This is a genomic window from Rhizobium sp. P43, from assembly GCF_056730705.1.
In genome coordinates, this window is the sequence record NZ_CM161539.1 from 3,358,110 (window position 1) to 3,374,963 (window position 16,854).

Here is a 16,854-nt window from a genome sequence, read left to right on the forward strand (position 1 = left end):
CGGCGAACGAGTGCGGCTATGGGCGAGAGTATCGCCGGGATGCGATACTTTTACGTGTGCGCGATCACTAAAATCTTAATCAAGACAGCCTGAAAGCCCGCTGAGATGGACTTTTTTGGTTCAAAGGGTCGTTACTGCGGGTGGAAAAATTAATCGATGACCCGCGGATTGACGCCGGGGTACCACATGCGACCTGTGCGCGGCGGTTCTGTCCCTTCGTAGACGATGCCGTTCTTCTTGCAACGATAGACGGTGTAGGGAAGGCTATCGCGCAGCTCGTTGCGTCCGAAGCGGCGATCGGGTAAGACGGTGCGTGTTTCGCAGCTGATGTTTTCGCCGAACTGGTTTGCTGGATCCTGGGGTTTGACACCCGGCAAGTCCTTAAAGCTCTCCTGCCCGGCCCGACCCCAGGCTATGCCTTCGGCGGCCTGAACAGGTGACACGAGGCCTCCAAGCAACAATGCCAGAGGAAGCAGGAGGCGCTTGCGCGGCAAATGAGGATTTTGGCGAACCGGCAGCATGGGCAATCATCTCGTCAGCTGTAACGGTGTCGATATAAGCGCTTGAACCGCCGCGACCAAGTCCAGCGTCATCACGTTTCGGCGACAGGGCGACGGTAGCCGGTCGGGGTGCCGTAGAGCCAGCCGATGCGCTCGATGGCGGCTTCAAGCGTTTCCCGCGCCACGGACATGGTGTTGCCGTTGGCGTGGATCATGGTCGTCTCGTCTTCCATGATCGCTACATGGCCCTTCCAGAAAACGAGATCGCCGCGCTGCAGGTCCTTCCGTTCGATCGGCGTCCCAAGACCCGATGCCTGCATGTCGCTGTCGCGCGGGGCTTTCTGGCCGGCAAGGCACATGGCCAGCTGGACGAGGCCAGAGCAATCAATGCCAAAACCGGATTTGCCGCCCCAGAGATAGGGCGTTTCGAGAAGGTGGGCGGCAACGCCGACATAATCCGAAGCGGGCGGATCGCCGATCGGGCGAAGATGGCGGGCGACGAGGGCTCCGCCATCCGCCAGCATGAGATAGCGGGTGCCGCGGGTTTCGGCCTCGCCGACGACCGTCAGCCGGCTTCCGATCGACAGGGCCATGCGGGTGGGAAAGCGGAGATCAGCCCCGGAATAGACGAAGGTGCGGGGTGCCGTGACGACATGGGTTGGTTGGACAACCGGGCCGAGCGCCTCCTCAAGCAGATAGCCGACATAGGCATCGTCGACGGCCTGCACCCAGGCCCAGCCATTGCTGTGTTCGAAGACACGGACTTCTTCCCCGATCAGGAGTTCGGTGTCGATGCCGACTGTAGGATCGGGCTTTGGGCGCAACGCGGCGACGGGCTTTGTGACCATTGCCGGTTCGGATGGGACGAAACGGTCGGCCTCAACCTGACCCTGAAGGGCGATGTCGGCAAGGTCGGGACGGAAGGCGTTGAGCCGCCGGTCGAGCATGAAAATCTCCGTCAGCCGAGGGATCGGCCCCTGGCGATGATGGTGTCGCCGAATTTTTCGAGATAGAGCGCACCGCCGACGGTGCGCTTGACGATGACGCTGCGGCGATCGAGGTCGTCCCTGATGCGATCGACAAGGCCCATTTCTCCGAGCGTATCGAGAGCACGGGTAATGACCGGCTTGGTGACGTTCAGCGTTGCCGCAAGACCACGCACCGTATGCGGTGGGGGCACAAGATAAATTTCCAACAGGATCGCGAGCTGGCGCATGGTGAGGTCAGGACCTTGCCTCTGCACCTGATCCAGCGTCACCCTGTGCCATAGGCCAAGTGCCTGGGTTGCCGTCATCTCCAGGGCCATGGCCCCTCCCCAATCGTGGTCCGGCCCGTTGGCCCTCACATATATCATTCCGGTAAAGGAACGATCTGGCAAGGGGTGCTCAGGCTAAGGGTCACTCGGTGCCGGACTGCAGATAACGGTAGAGGGCGCGAATGGCCTGGGCTTCGCCGCCGACCGGGGAATGGGCGCGCTCGGTCTGCGACCAGCCGAAGATATCGAAGTGCGCCCAACGGCGGCCGGGCGAGACGAAACGCTTGAGGAAGAGGGCTGCGGTGATCGCCCCCGCCATGCCGCCCGAGGGGGCATTGGTGAGGTCGGCGATCTGGGCTTTCAGCATGCGCTCGTAGCCCTTGTGCAGGGGCATTCGCCAGAGCGGATCATCGACTTCCAGGCTCGCCTCGGCAATTGAATGGGCGAGGTCTTCGTCATCGGTGAAGAAGGGGGGCACATCCGGGCCGAGCGCGACACGGGCGGCACCGGTCAGGGTCGCCATGTCGATCAGCAGTTCCGGCTCCTCGGCATCGGCATAGGCCAGCGCATCGGCGAGGATCAGGCGTCCTTCGGCATCGGTGTTGTCGATCTGGACAGTCAGGCCCTTGCGGCTCCTGTAGACGTCGCCGGGGCGGAAGGCATTGCCGGCGATGGCGTTTTCGACGGCGGGGATGACGACATGCAGGTCGACCTTGAGCTTGGCATCCATGATCATCAGCGCAAGGCCTAAAACATTGGCGGCACCGCCCATATCCTTCTTCATCAACAGCATCGAGGAGGCCGGCTTGATGTCGAGGCCGCCGGTATCGAAGCTCACGCCCTTGCCGACGAGAGTGACCTTGCGGTGGCCCTTCTTGCCCCAGCGCATCTCGATCAGGCGGGGTGCCACCGTGGAGGCGCGGCCGACGGCATGGACGAGGGGGAAATTCTTCTCGAGGAGTTCGTCGCCGGTGATGACAGAAACCTCGGCCTTGTAGTGCTCGGCCAGGTTCCGGACGGCGGCTTCGATATCGGCCGGGCTCATGTCGTTGGCCGGCGTGTTGATCAGGTCACGGGCGAGGTAGACGCCGGCGATCTGGCGCTTGATGTCGGCGGCATCGGCATCCTGCGGGATCAGCAGGCGCGGTTCGGTGACGCGCTCTGAGCGATAGCGGTCGAAGCTATAGGCACCAAGGCCGTAACCCAAGAGCAGGCGGTTGGCGGTGAGCGGGGCAGTCTCGATATGCCAGTCGCCGGCCGGCAGAGCGCGGGCGAGCTTGCCGGTCAGATAGGGATTCTCCGAGGGGTTGGAGCCGAGGCCGAAGAGGGCGCCACCGACATGGCCATCGGCCGTCGGGATCAGCAGGACCGAACCTGCTTCGGCCTTGAAGCCAGCTTTTTTTGCCCAGTCCAGAGCCAGCGGTTCCAGCGTTCCTGTCTCGACATGCGCCGGCGTGACCGCAAAGACCGGCAGCGATTTGCCGCCCTTGGTGCTGAAGGGCGATGGTCTTTCGATGTACTGGAACGGGGCCATGGTGGACGCTTTCTGGAGAGACGGCTGAAGAATCGCGGATTGTCAGATTAACACTCCGTTAGGGTTAACAGATTATTGCTTGAGTGGAGGTTGCGCCGCCCTTCACGGACGAGGCGGTGGATAGGATTTAACTCAGGACGATCACCATGCGCATGCGAAATCCAGGTTCGGCAAACCGTTTGCGGATCATGGCCACGGCCGGCCTCGTGCTGGCGGCGCTAACGCTGACAGGCTGTGCATCGTCGAAGAAGGAACTGACGACCGGCTCGATCCCGAAGATGAACCGGCAGCTCGACCAGCTGAGCGGGCCGCAGCTCAACCGTGCCGTTGAAGGGATCGGTCAGGCCTATGAGCGCAATCCGAAGGATCGCAATACGGGTCTATCCTATGCCAATGGTCTGATGATGACCGGGCGCAATACCCAGGCGCTTGCGGTGATGCAGCAGGTGGCGATCGCTCATCCGAGCGACCGGGAAGTGCTGGCGGCTCTCGGCAAGGCGCAGGCCGCCGCCGGCCAGCTGGAAAAGGCGCTTGGCACTATTCAGCGGGCGCAGACGCCCGACCGGCCCGACTGGCGGCTCTATTCGGCAGAAGGTGCCGTGCTCGACCAGCTCGGCCGCTCCAGCGAAGCGCGCTCGCGCTACCGCATGGCGCTGCAGATGCAGCCGAACGATCCGAGCGTGCTCTCCAACATGGGCATGTCCTTTGTGCTCTCCGGCGATCTGAAAACGGCGGAAGGTTTCCTGCGGCAGGCTTCGCAACAGCCGGGCGCAGACAGCCGCGTGCGCCAGAACCTGGCGCTGGTCGTCGGTCTGCAGGGACGCTTCCAGGAAGCCGAGCAGCTCGCGGCGCAGGAACTCGACCCGCAGCAGGCGGCGGCAAATCTGGAATATCTGCGCGGCATGCTTGCCCAGCAGAATTCCTGGAAGCAGCTGTCCAGCCAGGACAAGCCGAAGAAGAACGGCTAACCCGTCAATCTGGAAAGACCAGGTTCGAGCGTCCGCTGGTGAGATCGCGCACCAGACGGATCGCCTTGTCCTCGTCGCCCTGTCGAAGCGTGACGGTAAGGTCCACGCCTTCTGCCGTGAAACTCTCGTCGAGGACGAGATGCGGGATCGCAGTCAGGCGCGATTTGACGAGCGCGAGATCCGAAAAATTCACCGCACAGAGCCCTGAGACCATCGGGATGATCTCGCGCTTGTCTGAAGCGCGCAGCATCTGGGCTGCAGTGCCGCCATAGGCCCGCACCAGGCCGCCGCTGCCGAGCAGGATGCCGCCGAAGAAGCGGGTAACGACCACGACCACGCCATCGAGATCCTGGCCGTCGATTGCCTGGAGGATCGGCTTGCCGGCCGTGCCTGAGGGTTCGCCGTCATCGGAGAAACGATAGGCCTGACCGAGACGCCAGGCCCAGCAATTGTGATTGGCGGCGGGATCGGAGACCGAGGCCAGGAAGGCTTTCACCTCCTCTTCGCTTGAGATCGGCGCTGCCTGACCGATGAAGCGGCTCTTCTTGATGTCCTGGACCAATTCGACGGGAGCGACGAGGGTGTGGGGCATGGGCGGCTCAGTTGGCCGATTCGTGACGGTCGAGCCACTCCGCCAAGGCAGCAATGACCGAGAGCCGCAGCGAGGCCTTCATGGCAAGCGCGCGGGTGAGCGAGGCGTCACGGCTGGAATAGCCGAGTTCGGCCATCACAGCGGAGGGCGAGAGTTTGCGGGCACGCATCACCATTTCCACCCGCTCGATGGTCGAGGGCAGCAGATAGCGGCCATTGGCAATGAGGGCTGCGGCATCGTCGGGCACCGGGTCCTGGCCCTGCCGCGAGGTGTCGGCGCCCCTCGCCCGCGCCTCGGCCTGGACCAGATCGAGAAAGGCCTTACGCTCTTCCGGACCCGCTGATGTCCAGGCCTTCAGGAGCTTCTTCAAGGGGCTGGGCTTCTCTTTCTTCGACATGACCGGCTTTCTGTTCGTTACCGTCCATAGCCCGAGCCGAGATACGGCGCGAGAAAAAAACTTGGGGTCCCGCTTCTTGTCGCAGGTGAGGAAATTCGGCTTTGGCAACAGCGGCATCGGGGTCGAAACCGTCGTTTTAAGGGTGCCCGTACATTAGAGACACCTGCTGGATGGAAAGCGGTCGTTAACCTTTATTTTCTACTCAGATAGCTCCGTTTTCGCGTTCTTGTATCCCGCCAGCGTTCAGGTTTTCGATGCACCCTCCCCGTTCCAATTCCGCGTATCAGGTCAATCAGTTAGGGGATAACAAGGGTGAAGGCGCCGATCAGTCGGCGGCCAACCAGATCGAGGGCCGTGATGAAACACCGGTCTGGCAGACGGCTTTCGTGCTGGGCCCGAATGTGCGGTTTACGCGCACGCCCGACCGGGTGCCGGCCAAGCAGGAGCCCCAGCCAAACGCCGCCCCCTCGACAAGCGCACAGGCCGCGCGCCCGAGCGCGCCGCAGCACCCCATCGCAAAGCAGCATGGCGCCCAGCAGCCCGCACCCGTGACGCAGACGGCCACCCATCGCGCGCCGGCGATGCAGCCGCAGAGGCCGCAGGCAGCGGCCCCTTTGAACAACGTGCCCTTTGCCGGACTGCCGCGCACCGGCGCGCCTGCTCCGGCACCGAAGCCGGAAGCACCGCGCATGCCGGCCTCCGTGACGCTGCCGCAGCCGCCGGATGCGGTGGGCGCGCGGGCGCTTACCTACAAGCTTCGCCGCGAACTGGCGCGCCAGCAGGCCGAACAGGCTGCCTGGGAAGCCTCCATGACCGAGGGTGCTGCGACGGGCGAGATCGGCCCGGCACCACAGCCGATGCAGCCGGCGCCGCTCGTTCAGGGCATGCGCAGCGTGCTGGCGAGCACGCAAGCCGCCAGCGTCGGCTCTGCCACACGTCCGGGAACCGAGGCGCAAGTGCCGCCGCATCTGCAGCGGTCGCTGGCCCAACAGGCCGAGGCCGCACGGCTTGCCGCCCAGCAGGCAGCCCCGACGCCGCGTCCGCCGATGGTGCGCAACGCGTTTCTGCGCACACCGCCCCAGCCGGTCGCTCCGGAGCCGGTCGCGGCTCCGGTGACAGCGTCTGCACCTGCGCAGCCAGTTGCAACTGCTCCGGCTGCAAGCCCGGCTGCCGCACCGAGCTTTGCCGCCTGGGCGCAGATGACCAATCCGGCGCCGGCTATGCCCGAGCCACTGGTCGCTGTGGCACCCGCCGCAATACAAGCCGAGCCGCCGGCCTCACCGCTTCCGATCGCCTCCCTCCTGTCGGACCATATCTTCTTCGAGGCCATGGTTGCGCCGGTGGAGGCGCCCGCCGAAATCGAGATGGCACGGCCCGTTGCCGCAAGGCCGGTGGCGCAGTCGCGCATGCCGGTCGCTCGTCCGCCGGTTCAGCCGAGCGCGCCGCAGCCCGTGCGGACCATTCCCGAGCCGGCACCGCAGGCCGTTTCGGCCGTTCGCGCCGAAGTCGTGCGTTATCGTCCCGAGGGCGTTTCGCTCGCGACGCAGCCGGTCCCGACTGTGCCGCGCAAGCCTGCCTTCGAGCCGACGCCAGGCTCGGTGGTGGCGCTTTACCGCGAGGTGGCAAGCCGCGCCGTGTCGGCGGCGTCTTTCTTGCCGGCACAGGCCCAGCCGGCGATGAGCGAGACTGCCGCGCCGCTGGAGATGGCCGCTCCGGCAGCGGTTCAGGGGAACACCGCCCACTCTGCCCCGATCTCGACCGCACAGCCGCGCCAGCCGCTGTTCAAGGCGCAGGAAGCGCTGGGTGAAGGCGAATACGAGCTGCCCTATCTCGACTATCTGCAAATGCCGCCGGTGCAGACGGGCGTGACGATGACGGCAGAGGCGCTTGAGCAGAGCGCCGGGCTTCTGGAAAGCGTGCTCGAAGACTTCGGCATCAAGGGCGAAGTGATCGACGTGCGCCCCGGCCCCGTCGTCACGCTCTACGAATTCGAGCCGGCGCCGGGGGTCAAGTCCTCGCGCGTCATCGGCCTCTCGGACGATATCGCCCGTTCGATGTCGGCGCTGTCGGCGCGTGTCGCCGTCGTGCCTGGCCGCAACGTCATCGGCATCGAACTGCCGAACCCGGTGCGCGAGACGGTCTATCTGCGCGAGCTGATCGAGACGCCCGATTATGCCGAGACGCGCTACAAGCTGCCGGTCTGCCTCGGCAAGACCATCGGTGGCGAGCCCGTGATCGCCGAACTGGCGAAGATGCCGCATCTGCTCGTCGCCGGCACCACCGGCTCGGGCAAGTCGGTGGCGATCAACACGATGATCCTGTCCCTGCTCTACCGGTTCCGGCCGGACGAGTGCCGATTGATCATGGTCGATCCGAAGATGCTGGAGCTTTCCGTCTATGACGGTATCCCGCATCTGCTCACCCCGGTCGTGACCGATCCGAAGAAGGCCGTGATGGCGCTGAAATGGGCGGTGCGCGAGATGGAGGATCGCTATCGCAAGATGAGCCGCCTCGGCGTGCGCAATATCGACGGCTACAACGCCCGTGCGGCCCAGGCGCGCGAGAAGGGCGAGACGATCACCGTCACCGTGCAGACCGGCTTCGACCGGCAGAGCGGCGAGATCGTCTATGAGGAACAGGAACTCGACCTCTCGCCGATGCCTTACATCGTCGTCGTGGTCGACGAGATGGCCGACCTGATGATGGTGGCCGGCAAGGAGATCGAAGGCGCGATCCAGCGGCTGGCGCAGATGGCGCGTGCGGCCGGCATCCACCTGATCATGGCGACGCAGCGTCCCTCGGTCGATGTCATCACCGGCACGATCAAGGCCAACTTCCCGACGCGTGTTTCCTTCCAGGTGACGTCCAAGATCGACAGCCGCACCATTCTGGGTGAGCCGGGTGCCGAACACCTGCTCGGCCAGGGCGACATGCTGCATATGGTCGGCGGCGGACGCATTGCCCGCGTGCATGGTCCCTTCGTTTCCGACGAGGAAGTCGAGAAGGTCGTCGCGCACCTGAAGTTGCAGGGCCGCCCCGAGTACCTGGGCACCGTGACCGAGGATGCGGACGAGGTGGAAGACGAGCCGGAAGAGGATGTTGCCGTCTTCGACAAGAGCGCCATGGGCGAAGAGGACACCAACGACCTCTACGACAAGGCCGTAAAGGTGGTGCTGCGCGACAAGAAGTGCTCGACCTCCTATATCCAGCGCCGACTATCCATCGGCTACAACAAGGCCGCCTCGCTGGTCGAGCGTATGGAGCAGGAAGGCATCGTGGGGGCTGCCAACCATGTCGGCAAGCGGGCGATCATCGTCGGCGGACGCGAGGTGAGCGGCGACAGCGACTTCGAAGGCTAAGCCTTGGGCTGGCTGTCAGGGCCGGAACTCGGCCTTGACCTCCTTCATCGCCAGGCGATCGACGATCTCAGGCGCCAGAAGCCGGAGCCAGCGACCGAGCTTCATCCGGGGCGTCATGAGAACTTCACGGCGCCCCTTTTCCATGCCCTCGCGGATGAGCCTTGCGCAGGTTTCGACCGGCATGGCGCGGTCGTCCCGGATCATCGAGACGCCGGCCGGTGAACCGCCGGGGCCGAAGCCGCGCTTGCGCAGATCGGTATCGATCGTGCCGGGATAGGCGATCATCACGCGCAGACCCTTGGGAGCGAGTTCGGCACGCAGCGCTTCGAGAAAGCCGTTCATGGCGAATTTCGTGGCGCAATAGGCGGTGCGGCCGGGCACGCCGACGAGACCGGCGACAGAACTGACGCCAACCACGAGGCCTTTCGAGGCAATGAGATGCGACAGGGCGGCTTGGGTCAGCCAGACGACCGACCAGTAGTTCATCACCATCAGCTTTTCCGACCAGTCGAAATCGGCATTGGTGAAGCCTTCGAAATTGGCATGCGCCGACATGCCGGCATTGTTGACGAGCACATCGATCCGGCCGAGCCGGTTGATCGTCTCGGCGATCAGGTGACGGCAGGCTTGCTGGTCCGTGACATCGGTGGGAATCACATCCACGCGGGTGCCATGGCCCCGAAGCTCGCGGGCGAGATCGTCCAGACGCGCGACATTGCGGGCGGCGAGGACGAGGGCGACCGCGCTCTTCTCCTTTTCGGCGATCTGGCGCGCGAGCTCGCGGCCGATGCCTTCGGATGCGCCTGTTATGATGACGGTCTTCATGTCTTTGTTTGCCCTCGCCAAATGGTTTTGCTGAGGGTGCCGGTCGACACTGTCTCGGTCAAGCGCAGGATCAGGTTCGAAGGACCGTTACAGGGCTTGTGCCAGGATGGGAGACAGGGCCAAATGGCGGCCTGCGCTGCGGGCTGCGGCGCATGGCAGGAGGAAGAGCATGAGTCGTCTGGATGGCAAGATCGCGGTGGTCACGGGGGGAACGCAGGGGCTGGGCGCCGAGGTGGCGCGGCTGTTTGCCGAGCGCGGGGCGGCAGGCCTGGTGATCTGCGGGCGCAGCGTGGCAAAAGGCGAGGCCAAAGCGAAGGCGATCAGCGAGGCCCATGGTACCAAGGTGCACTTCGTGGCGGCCGATCTTGAAAAGGTTGAGGACTGCCGGCAGGTGATTTCAGCGGCCCGCGAGACCTTCGGGCGGCTCGATGCACTGGTGAATGTTGCCGCGATCACCGACCGGGGCACGATCCTCGACACCGATCCTGCGCTCTTCGACCGGATGTTTGCGATCAACACGCGGGCCCCGTTCTTCCTGATGCAGGAGGCGATCAGGCTGATGCTGGAGACGAAGACGGAAGGCACGATCGTCAACATCTCCTCGATGTCGGCGATGGCCGGTCAACCGTTCATTGCGGCCTATTGTGCCTCCAAGGGCGCGCTCGATACGCTGACGCGCAATACGGCCTTTGCGCTTCTGAAGAACCGCATCCGGGTGAACGCGCTCAATATCGGCTGGATGGCGAGCGACGGCGAAGACCGGATCCAGCGCGAGTTTCACGGCGCGCCCGAGGACTGGCTGGCCCAGGCGGCGGCGAAACAGCCCTTCGGGCGGCTGGTCGACCCGGCCGAGGTGGCGCGGGCCTGCGCCTATCTGTCCTCGGAGGAATCAGGGCTGATGACAGGGGCGACGATCAATTTCGACCAGTCGATCTGGGGCGCCTATGAGGACAGCCCGCATCCGTCGAAGGCGTTTTAGACCTGCACGGGACGGATGGTATCGATAGCGATGTCGCCCTTGAGAACACCACGACGAAGGTCGGTCCGGTCCCGGTCGATTTCGATCACGGTATAGAGCTTGTCCGAGCGGAAGGCGCTGGCCATGGATGTGGTCACGTCTTCGGCGGGTTTGGCGTCGACTTCCATGAAGTCGAGCTCTCGTCCGGCAGCGACGATTCGTGCATCACCGGTGGTACGCGCGGCAACCACCACGGTGCCCTGGAAGGGTGAGTTCTCCCAGCGGGGATCATCGGGTTCGGCGATGGGCTGCAGGCAATAGATATTGAGGCGCTCGGGATGCGCATCGCCGCCTTGCGCAGCCTCGGCGGCGTCGGCCTCGCGGGCGGCCCGCTCCAGAGGGCGAGCCGTCCTTTCCGACTTCACCATGTCATGGTTGTTGTCATCGTTGTGCGGATCCATGTTCCTCTCCTGCGGTTCGGTCGTTTTATCCAACCGCCGGAGATAGGCCTGGTTCCACTATTCGTCGGTGAGCGGGCAACCGTAACCTTTAGGGACGCCGTGCGGGCTTCGTGAAGCGTGACCCGAAGAGGAAATCGCGACCATCGGAGAGCCTTGCCTCAACGCCATCACGGCGCAAAGGGTCACTGTCTCTTGTGTGCATTCTTCGTGCGCGCCTATCACATTTATCGAAATCGAAAGTTTCCTGACTAACTGTTCGATAATGATGGGCAATTGCCCGTCACCGGGATGCGGAAGTGTCAGGGCTTATGGTCACCATGGGCGTGGCCGGCCTCGCCCTCGGCACCTTCGACCATCACCGTGCCCTCGAAGCTGGCGAAGAGAGCCAGCGTTTCGGCCGGCAGCGGCTTCTCGGCTTCGGCGAGGTGATGGGCGAGGTGTTCGGCGTCGTGAGCAGGGATGCCGATCTTGGTCAGCACCTCGGCTTCTTTCAGGCTGTCGCCGCTGCAGAGATGAATGCTCCAGCCTTCGCCCTTGCGCTTCAGAAGCGCGCGCCCACCCTTGCCGTCCTGCGTCCAGCCGGCGATCGCCCAGTCACCGGCGACCACGACCGGTTCGACGGAAAGCGGGTTTGCCTCGGTTTCGAACATCGCCTTGAGCTTTGCGGTGATATCGACGGTAGCGTCCCCTGTCGGGGCGGGTTCGTGGGCGGAGCCTGCGCCATGGGCCGCATGGGCCTCCGGGTGTTTGTGACCCGAATGGGCCGAGACCGAGGCGGGGATCGCGAGGGCAAGAATCGCCGCCAGGGCGGGTATCAGATGCCTGTTCATGGGGAATATCCTCCTGAGGGTGAGTGCTGCTGGATTGCTGAAAGCGGCAAGATGACGGGCCGCCCTTGGCGGCAGGTGAGAAACTCCGCTTCGACCCCGTAGATGTCGCGAAGCGTGGTGGGCGTCATGACGGCCTCGAATGGGCCGGCGCCAACGAGTCCACCCTGGCCGAGCATGATGACGCCGTCGGTATGGCGGGCGGCGAGATTGAGGTCATGGATGGCGAAGAGAACAAGGGCCCCGGTGCGCATGACATAGCGGCGCAGCAGGTCGAAGACGCGCATCTGGTGGGCGAGATCGAGCGCGCTGGTGGCTTCGTCGAGGAGCAGCAAACGGGGTTCGCGGAGCAGGCGCTGAGCCAGCATGACCAATTGCTGCTGCCCACCCGAAAGCGTGCGGATCTTGCGCGAAGCGAGATTGGCGAGGCCGAACTCGGACAGGATCGCACCTGCGGCTTCGAGAACATCCGTGGCCACGCGCCAGCCGAGGCGCTCGTGGCGGCCGAGCAGGATAACTTCCATGACGGTGAGATCCGCTGCCACCTGGCTCTGCTGCGGCATGAAGCCGATTTCGGCATGGTGGATCGGGGCGTCGGCAAAGCGGATCAGGCCATTATAGGCAACCGTACCGGCGATGGCGCCGAGCAGGGTGGATTTGCCGGCGCCGTTCGGTCCGATCACGCCGATGATCTGGCCAGCGGCCAGGCTGCAATCGATGTTGTCGAGGATCCGGCGGCGATTGCGGGTGACCGAGAGGTTTTCGAGTGTCAGCCTGTGGGTCATGCGCGCCCCCGGTTGCCGGAGAACAGAATGACTGCAAAAAGCATGGGAATGCCGGCGACGGCGGTGACGATGCCGACAGGAATGGCGGCCCCGGGTGAGATGGCCTTGCCGAGCACCGAGGCGCCGATTAGGATGATCGCACCTATGACGGCGGACAGCGGCAGCGAGAAACGGTGATCCTCGCCGACCAGCATGCGGCAGACATGCGGGGCAATCAGCCCGACGAAGCCGATGGTGCCGACGAAGCAGACGGCAGCGGCGGTGAGCAATGCCACGAGCACGAAGCTCTGCCGGCGCAGGCTGTCGACGGAGAGACCGAGGCTCCTTGCATTGGCATCGCCGAGCTTCAGAGTGGTGAGGGACCAGCAGTTGCGGGCAACAAAGGGCAGGCAGGCGAGGAAGATCAGGCCGCTGACCGTCACGCTGGTCCAGCTTGCCTTGAGCAGGCTGCCGAACAGCCAGAAGACGATCTGCTGGAGGACTTCCGGCGACGCCATGAATTGCAGGAGCGACTGCAGGGACTGGAAAAAGAAGGACACGGCGATGCCGCCCAGCACCAGGATTTCCGGCGAAGCGCCACGCAGTCTTGCGATCAGATGCACGATGCCGGCGGCGCCAAGCGTCATGGCGAAGGCGGCGAGCGGGGTGACGATATAGATCGGGAGTGGCAGGACGCCGCCGAACATGATGGCGAGTGCTGCACCGAAGCCGGCGGCGGCCGAGAAGCCCAGCGTGAAGGGGCTGGCGAGCGGATTGTCGAGAATGGTCTGCATCTGCAGGCCGGCAAGCCCGAGGCAGGCGCCGACGATGGCTCCCATCAGGGTCTGCGGCATGCGCAGCTGCCAGAGGATGGTGGCGATCGTCTTGTCTTCGCCGGCAGGCCCGGCGATGAGACCCGTCCAGACATCCTGCAATGGCATGCCGGAGAGGCCGGTGGTCAGATCGAGCAGCATCAAAGCAACGAGTGCGGATGCGGCCAGCACGAGGCTGACCGCACGGCGGACGGATGCACGGCGGAACGCGCCGTGCATCGCATCGATATCGCCGGAGGCGAGGCTCATTGGCCGGCGGCCTGATAGGGCAGCACGAAGACGCCTTCGGCCTTGATCGGCAGCCACTTGGCGTAATAGTCGGCGATGTTCTTCGCCGGATCGACGTCCTTGAAGGCGTCCGGATAAAGCTGCTTGGCGATATACTGGGCGTAGACGAAGTCCGACAGGGTGCGGGCGCCGCCATGGTAGATCGCATGAACCTGGCCGTTCTTGACCGCCGGAAGCTCGCTCCAGCCGGCGCGCTCGACATAGGGCTTCATCCGCTCGCGGGTGACGGCAGGATCGGCACCGAAGCCGACCTGGACCGACTGCGGGCGGTTGACCCATTCGGAACCGGCGAGGAAGATCAGGTCGGGCTTTTCGGCAAGCACATATTCGGGGCTGAGCGGGCCCCAATTGCTGACCTGGCCCTTGGCGATGTTCTTGCCGCCAAGCTTTTCGATGAGCGCACCCCACATCGTGTCGCCATAGGAGTTGCCGACTTCGGCAGCGCCCTTCTGGGCGAGTTCGACATAGACCTTCTTGTCTGTTGGACCGGCTGCCTTGATGCGGGCGTCGATGTCGGCCATTGCCGCTTCATAGTCCTTGGCGAGCTGCTCGGCGCGATCTTCCGTGCCCATCAGCTTGCCAAGCGCCAGCGTCGAGGCGATGTGCTTTTCGACGGTCTGGGCGTTGTAGTCGAGCACGACGATCGGGATGCCGGCGGCTTCGATCTGCTTCACGCCTTCGCCCAACGCGTCATAGGACCAGGCAGCCAAGATCAGGAGATCCGGCTTGGCGGCCACGACCTTTTCAATCGAAAACGTGTTGTCTTCGGTGTTGCCGATATCCGGGATGGAGGAGAGCTTCGGGAGGGCCTTCTCGTAGAGGGCGAACTGGTTCGGGCGCCAGTCCTTCCAGGTGGAGAGCGACAGCGCCACGACCTTGTCGAGGGCATCAGGGCCGGCGATGGCCAGATAGTCTTCGTAGTAGAAGCCGAGCACGACGCGCTCAGGCACATCCGGCACGGTGACCGTCCGGCCCTTGACATCGGTGACGGTGATATCGGCAAAGGCCTGGCCGACAAAGGCGAGCGTCGCGACAGCGGCGAGGAGGAGTTTCTTCATCAATGGTACCCTTTGTATTTCATGGATTTAAAGTGGGTGCGGCGGCAGCAAGCCCGCCGCCGCACCGATCGCCGTCAATCAGCTGAGCGCCTTCTTCAGCGGCGTGATGTGGCGGAAGACGAGGAGGTCGAGGAGGAGAACCGCCAGGAGAACGGCGCCGGAGAGCGGGAAGAGCAGGGCCGTTCCCAGCATGACCAGCGCTCCGGTCTTCCAGAGCGGTCCGGGCTCGCCGACTGTCGGGGCGACGAGGCGGGCAGCACCCTTCGGGCGGCGTTTCCACCACATGACGAAACCGCTGACCGAGAGGAAGATGAGCGACAGACAGAAGACATTGACCAGGATGAGGTTCCAGAGGCCCATGTCGCCCTCGTGGAAGGCGATGCCGGCGGCCATGGCCTTGCCGGCGGCGCCGTAATCGTCGAAGCCGACATCGGCGAGAATGCGACCCGAATACTGGTCGACATGCACGGTGCGATCCATCAACGGATTGGCGCTGTCATTGCTCATCGTGTCACGCGAAATGGTCCAGACGGCCGTCTCGTCGCCGGGGAAGGCAAGCTGGAAGCGCTGGTCGAAGCCGAGCGTGCGGGCGAGCGTGACGATGGCGTCGAGCGTGACGGGCTGGCCTTCGGGCGTGCCGGTGACACCGGCATCCGAGCCGGAAGCCGGCATCGGGGTCTGTTCCAGCGTCCACGGCACTTCCTTCACGCCGCCATGGTTCATGCTGGCATGGGTCTTGTCGGACAGGGGGACATTGTCCCACTTCTCGGCGGGGAAGGTGCTCCAGGCCTGGGTCATCTTCTCGCCCCAGATCCCGGCCCAGGTGAGGCCCGAAATGAGGAAGACCACAAGGAAGAGCGAGGCATAGAAGCCGATCGTCAGATGCAGCGACTTCCAGAGTTGGCGGCCCTTGGACGCGAGGCGGGGAACGAGAACGGAGCCGAAGCCCTGGCCGTCACGCGGCCACCAGAGGTAAAGCCCGGTGATGACCAGCACGATGCCGAAGCCGGCGGCGATCTCGATCAGGCGGTCTCCGAGGTCGCCGATCAGCAGTGTGCCGTGGATATCGCTTGCGAGATCATAAAGACCGCTGCGGCGGTCCCAGTGACCAAGGACCTCGGCGCTGTAGGGATCGACCGCGACCATGAAGGAGGTTTCGCCCTGATTGATGCGGAAGAGCGCGGCCTGTTCAGGGGTCCGCGGCGCGATGTACTGGATGATCTGGCCGGGGATCTCCAGGGTGGCGGCGCCGGCCTGGGCGGAGACGGAGGCAACCGTCGCCTGTGGCTCGACCGTGTAGGTCTTTTCGCCGTCGCGACCGAAGAGGGTCGCCGTCCACAGCATCATCAGGCCGGTGACGGCGAGCATGATCATGAAGGGCGCGACATAGAGGCCGGCATAGAAGTGCCAGCGCCAGGCGGTGATGTAGAAGCGGCGCGACAGAGCTGTGCTGTTCGCCTTGTCGGGGGAGAAATCGGAAACGGTGGTCATTCTGGGTCTCGACTGGTTGGAATGGGTTCACGGGGAGAGCGGGCGATCGCCGGCAGCGATGCCCGAGAGCTTTTGCGGGTCGAGCAGGGTGACGAGGTCGCCCTGTCTGATGTCGATGAGGCCTGCCTTTTTCAGACGGCTGAGGCAGCGGCTGACTGTTTCGAGGGTCAGGCCGAGCCAATCGGCGAGGTCGCCGCGCGTGGGGTAAAGATGAAAGGTGATCGCACCCCGTCGCTTGTCGCGCGCCGGGCGACCGAATTGTCCGGCAAGATCAAGCAGCGCCGAGGCGACACGTTCGGGGGCTGTCTTGCGTCCGAGCAACATGACGAGCGCCTGGGACCGGGCCAGCATTTCGGCGAAGGCCTGGTCACGCTCGCCCTGGGCCATGGTTTCGGACACGGCTTCCAGTCGGGTGAAACCCAGCGTTTCCGCAGAACAACGGTTTCGGTCACCGAAGCCGAGGCCGATCAGGCGGCCAGGCCCGATGAGATCGATGATCTGGCGCCGGCCGTCGGACAGGGTCTGGGCGGTGGCGACGCAGCCATCGACGACGCGATACTGTGGCGTACTGGCCGAGCCTTCGCGGAAGACCATGGTCCGCGGCGGAAGAAGCGGGCCGATGACCTGCGATATCCTGACTTCGGCCAGTGGAGCAGACAGGTTGGGGAACGGAGGCGTTGCCCCGTGGGTTGCGAGCATTTGCAGCATGACAGACATCCGATTGCGACCGGAGCTGCAGAGACT

General features: G+C 64.3%; 17 protein-coding genes. 3 read left to right on the forward strand and 14 right to left on the reverse strand.

Features of this window, described 5'->3' with window-relative positions:
* Positions 1-149: 149 nt before the first annotated feature.
* From AC1PUL_RS16830 to AC1PUL_RS16845, 4 genes are all read right to left on the reverse strand, one after another.
* Positions 150-521 (reverse strand): hypothetical protein, encoded by a 372-nt coding sequence (locus tag AC1PUL_RS16830; protein WP_480465249.1) that lies wholly within the window; start codon positions 519-521, stop codon positions 150-152.
* 71 nt (positions 522-592) lie between these two features.
* On the reverse strand, positions 593-1,447 hold the full coding sequence (locus AC1PUL_RS16835) for a C40 family peptidase (protein WP_480465250.1): 855 nt from the start codon (positions 1,445-1,447) through the stop codon (positions 593-595).
* Positions 1,448-1,458: 11 nt separating this feature from the next.
* Positions 1,459-1,806, reverse strand: coding sequence for a MarR family transcriptional regulator (locus AC1PUL_RS16840; protein ID WP_480465251.1), 348 nt, complete (start codon positions 1,804-1,806; stop codon positions 1,459-1,461).
* A 91-nt stretch (positions 1,807-1,897) separates the two neighbouring features.
* Positions 1,898-3,289 carry a leucyl aminopeptidase family protein gene (locus tag AC1PUL_RS16845; protein WP_480465252.1) on the reverse strand — a complete coding sequence of 464 codons (1,392 nt, stop codon included), beginning with the start codon at positions 3,287-3,289 and terminating at the stop codon, positions 1,898-1,900.
* Between the two features lie 254 nt (positions 3,290-3,543).
* Between AC1PUL_RS16845 and AC1PUL_RS16850 the strand changes: the two genes are divergently transcribed.
* A complete protein-coding gene (locus AC1PUL_RS16850) occupies positions 3,544-4,257 on the forward strand; it encodes a tetratricopeptide repeat protein (RefSeq protein WP_480468612.1) in 714 nt (237 codons plus the stop codon).
* Positions 4,258-4,261: 4 nt separating this feature from the next.
* On the opposite strand, the gene AC1PUL_RS16855 is transcribed toward AC1PUL_RS16850, so the two are convergent.
* Both AC1PUL_RS16855 and AC1PUL_RS16860 read right to left on the reverse strand, forming a co-directional pair.
* Positions 4,262-4,849 carry an IMPACT family protein gene (locus AC1PUL_RS16855; protein ID WP_480465253.1) on the reverse strand — a complete coding sequence of 196 codons (588 nt, stop codon included), beginning with the start codon at positions 4,847-4,849 and terminating at the stop codon, positions 4,262-4,264.
* Positions 4,850-4,856: 7 nt separating this feature from the next.
* Positions 4,857-5,246 (reverse strand): hypothetical protein, encoded by a 390-nt coding sequence (locus AC1PUL_RS16860; RefSeq protein ID WP_480465254.1) that lies wholly within the window; start codon positions 5,244-5,246, stop codon positions 4,857-4,859.
* 254 nt (positions 5,247-5,500) lie between these two features.
* Here AC1PUL_RS16860 and AC1PUL_RS16865 point away from each other — a divergent pair, with 254 nt between their 5' ends.
* Positions 5,501-8,605 (forward strand): DNA translocase FtsK, encoded by a 3,105-nt coding sequence (locus tag AC1PUL_RS16865; RefSeq protein ID WP_480465255.1) that lies wholly within the window; start codon positions 5,501-5,503, stop codon positions 8,603-8,605.
* Positions 8,606-8,620: 15 nt separating this feature from the next.
* Here the strand turns inward: AC1PUL_RS16865 and AC1PUL_RS16870 are convergent, their stop codons facing one another.
* On the reverse strand, positions 8,621-9,430 hold the full coding sequence (locus tag AC1PUL_RS16870) for an SDR family oxidoreductase (protein WP_480465256.1): 810 nt from the start codon (positions 9,428-9,430) through the stop codon (positions 8,621-8,623).
* Positions 9,431-9,599: 169 nt separating this feature from the next.
* On the opposite strand from AC1PUL_RS16870, the gene AC1PUL_RS16875 reads away from it, so the two are divergent.
* Positions 9,600-10,409: an SDR family oxidoreductase gene (locus AC1PUL_RS16875; protein WP_480465257.1), complete on the forward strand. Its 810-nt coding sequence runs from the start codon at positions 9,600-9,602 to the stop codon at positions 10,407-10,409.
* On the opposite strand, the gene AC1PUL_RS16880 is transcribed toward AC1PUL_RS16875, so the two are convergent.
* The 7 genes from AC1PUL_RS16880 to AC1PUL_RS16910 form a co-directional block, all read right to left on the reverse strand.
* Positions 10,406-10,816, reverse strand: coding sequence for a hypothetical protein (locus tag AC1PUL_RS16880; protein ID WP_480468613.1), 411 nt, complete (start codon positions 10,814-10,816; stop codon positions 10,406-10,408). The two genes, AC1PUL_RS16875 and AC1PUL_RS16880, sit on opposite strands and share 4 nt — an antisense overlap.
* A gap of 332 nt (positions 10,817-11,148) precedes the next feature.
* On the reverse strand, positions 11,149-11,679 hold the full coding sequence (locus AC1PUL_RS16885; protein ID WP_480465258.1) for a copper uptake system-associated protein: 531 nt from the start codon (positions 11,677-11,679) through the stop codon (positions 11,149-11,151).
* Positions 11,676-12,461 carry an ABC transporter ATP-binding protein gene (locus tag AC1PUL_RS16890; RefSeq protein ID WP_480465259.1) on the reverse strand — a complete coding sequence of 262 codons (786 nt, stop codon included), beginning with the start codon at positions 12,459-12,461 and terminating at the stop codon, positions 11,676-11,678. The genes AC1PUL_RS16885 and AC1PUL_RS16890 overlap by 4 nt, the downstream gene beginning before the upstream one ends.
* Complete coding sequence (locus AC1PUL_RS16895; protein ID WP_480465260.1) at positions 12,458-13,522, reverse strand: FecCD family ABC transporter permease; 1,065 nt, start codon at positions 13,520-13,522, stop codon at positions 12,458-12,460. The genes AC1PUL_RS16890 and AC1PUL_RS16895 overlap by 4 nt, the downstream gene beginning before the upstream one ends.
* The gene (locus tag AC1PUL_RS16900; protein WP_480465261.1) at positions 13,519-14,619 is read right to left on the reverse strand and encodes an ABC transporter substrate-binding protein; all 1,101 of its coding nucleotides are present in this window, start codon (positions 14,617-14,619) and stop codon (positions 13,519-13,521) included. The genes AC1PUL_RS16895 and AC1PUL_RS16900 overlap by 4 nt, the downstream gene beginning before the upstream one ends.
* 78 nt (positions 14,620-14,697) lie before the next feature.
* Positions 14,698-16,110: a PepSY-associated TM helix domain-containing protein gene (locus AC1PUL_RS16905; RefSeq protein WP_480465262.1), complete on the reverse strand. Its 1,413-nt coding sequence runs from the start codon at positions 16,108-16,110 to the stop codon at positions 14,698-14,700.
* A gap of 27 nt (positions 16,111-16,137) precedes the next feature.
* The gene (locus tag AC1PUL_RS16910; protein ID WP_480465263.1) at positions 16,138-16,818 is read right to left on the reverse strand and encodes a Crp/Fnr family transcriptional regulator; all 681 of its coding nucleotides are present in this window, start codon (positions 16,816-16,818) and stop codon (positions 16,138-16,140) included.
* Positions 16,819-16,854: the final 36 nt, after the last annotated feature.

Bases quoted from the DNA above. Each gene is read 5' to 3' on its own strand.
- AC1PUL_RS16880 (WP_480468613.1), bottom strand. From the start codon at position 10,816: ATGGTGAAGTCGGAAAGGACGGCTCGCCCTCTGGAGCGGGCCGCCCGC.
- AC1PUL_RS16900 (WP_480465261.1), bottom strand. From the start codon at position 14,619: ATGAAGAAACTCCTCCTCGCCGCTGTCGCGACGCTCGCCTTTGTCGGC.
- AC1PUL_RS16835 (WP_480465250.1), bottom strand. From the start codon at position 1,447: ATGCTCGACCGGCGGCTCAACGCCTTCCGTCCCGACCTTGCCGACATC.
- AC1PUL_RS16890 (WP_480465259.1), bottom strand. From the start codon at position 12,461: ATGACCCACAGGCTGACACTCGAAAACCTCTCGGTCACCCGCAATCGC.
- AC1PUL_RS16885 (WP_480465258.1), bottom strand. From the start codon at position 11,679: ATGAACAGGCATCTGATACCCGCCCTGGCGGCGATTCTTGCCCTCGCG.
- AC1PUL_RS16830 (WP_480465249.1), bottom strand. From the start codon at position 521: ATGCTGCCGGTTCGCCAAAATCCTCATTTGCCGCGCAAGCGCCTCCTG.
- AC1PUL_RS16875 (WP_480465257.1), top strand. From the start codon at position 9,600: ATGAGTCGTCTGGATGGCAAGATCGCGGTGGTCACGGGGGGAACGCAG.
- AC1PUL_RS16910 (WP_480465263.1), bottom strand. From the start codon at position 16,818: ATGCTGCAAATGCTCGCAACCCACGGGGCAACGCCTCCGTTCCCCAAC.
- AC1PUL_RS16905 (WP_480465262.1), bottom strand. From the start codon at position 16,110: ATGACCACCGTTTCCGATTTCTCCCCCGACAAGGCGAACAGCACAGCT.
- AC1PUL_RS16895 (WP_480465260.1), bottom strand. From the start codon at position 13,522: ATGAGCCTCGCCTCCGGCGATATCGATGCGATGCACGGCGCGTTCCGC.
- AC1PUL_RS16855 (WP_480465253.1), bottom strand. From the start codon at position 4,849: ATGCCCCACACCCTCGTCGCTCCCGTCGAATTGGTCCAGGACATCAAG.
- AC1PUL_RS16860 (WP_480465254.1), bottom strand. From the start codon at position 5,246: ATGTCGAAGAAAGAGAAGCCCAGCCCCTTGAAGAAGCTCCTGAAGGCC.
- AC1PUL_RS16840 (WP_480465251.1), bottom strand. From the start codon at position 1,806: ATGGCCCTGGAGATGACGGCAACCCAGGCACTTGGCCTATGGCACAGG.
- AC1PUL_RS16865 (WP_480465255.1), top strand. From the start codon at position 5,501: ATGCACCCTCCCCGTTCCAATTCCGCGTATCAGGTCAATCAGTTAGGG.
- AC1PUL_RS16870 (WP_480465256.1), bottom strand. From the start codon at position 9,430: ATGAAGACCGTCATCATAACAGGCGCATCCGAAGGCATCGGCCGCGAG.
- AC1PUL_RS16845 (WP_480465252.1), bottom strand. From the start codon at position 3,289: ATGGCCCCGTTCCAGTACATCGAAAGACCATCGCCCTTCAGCACCAAG.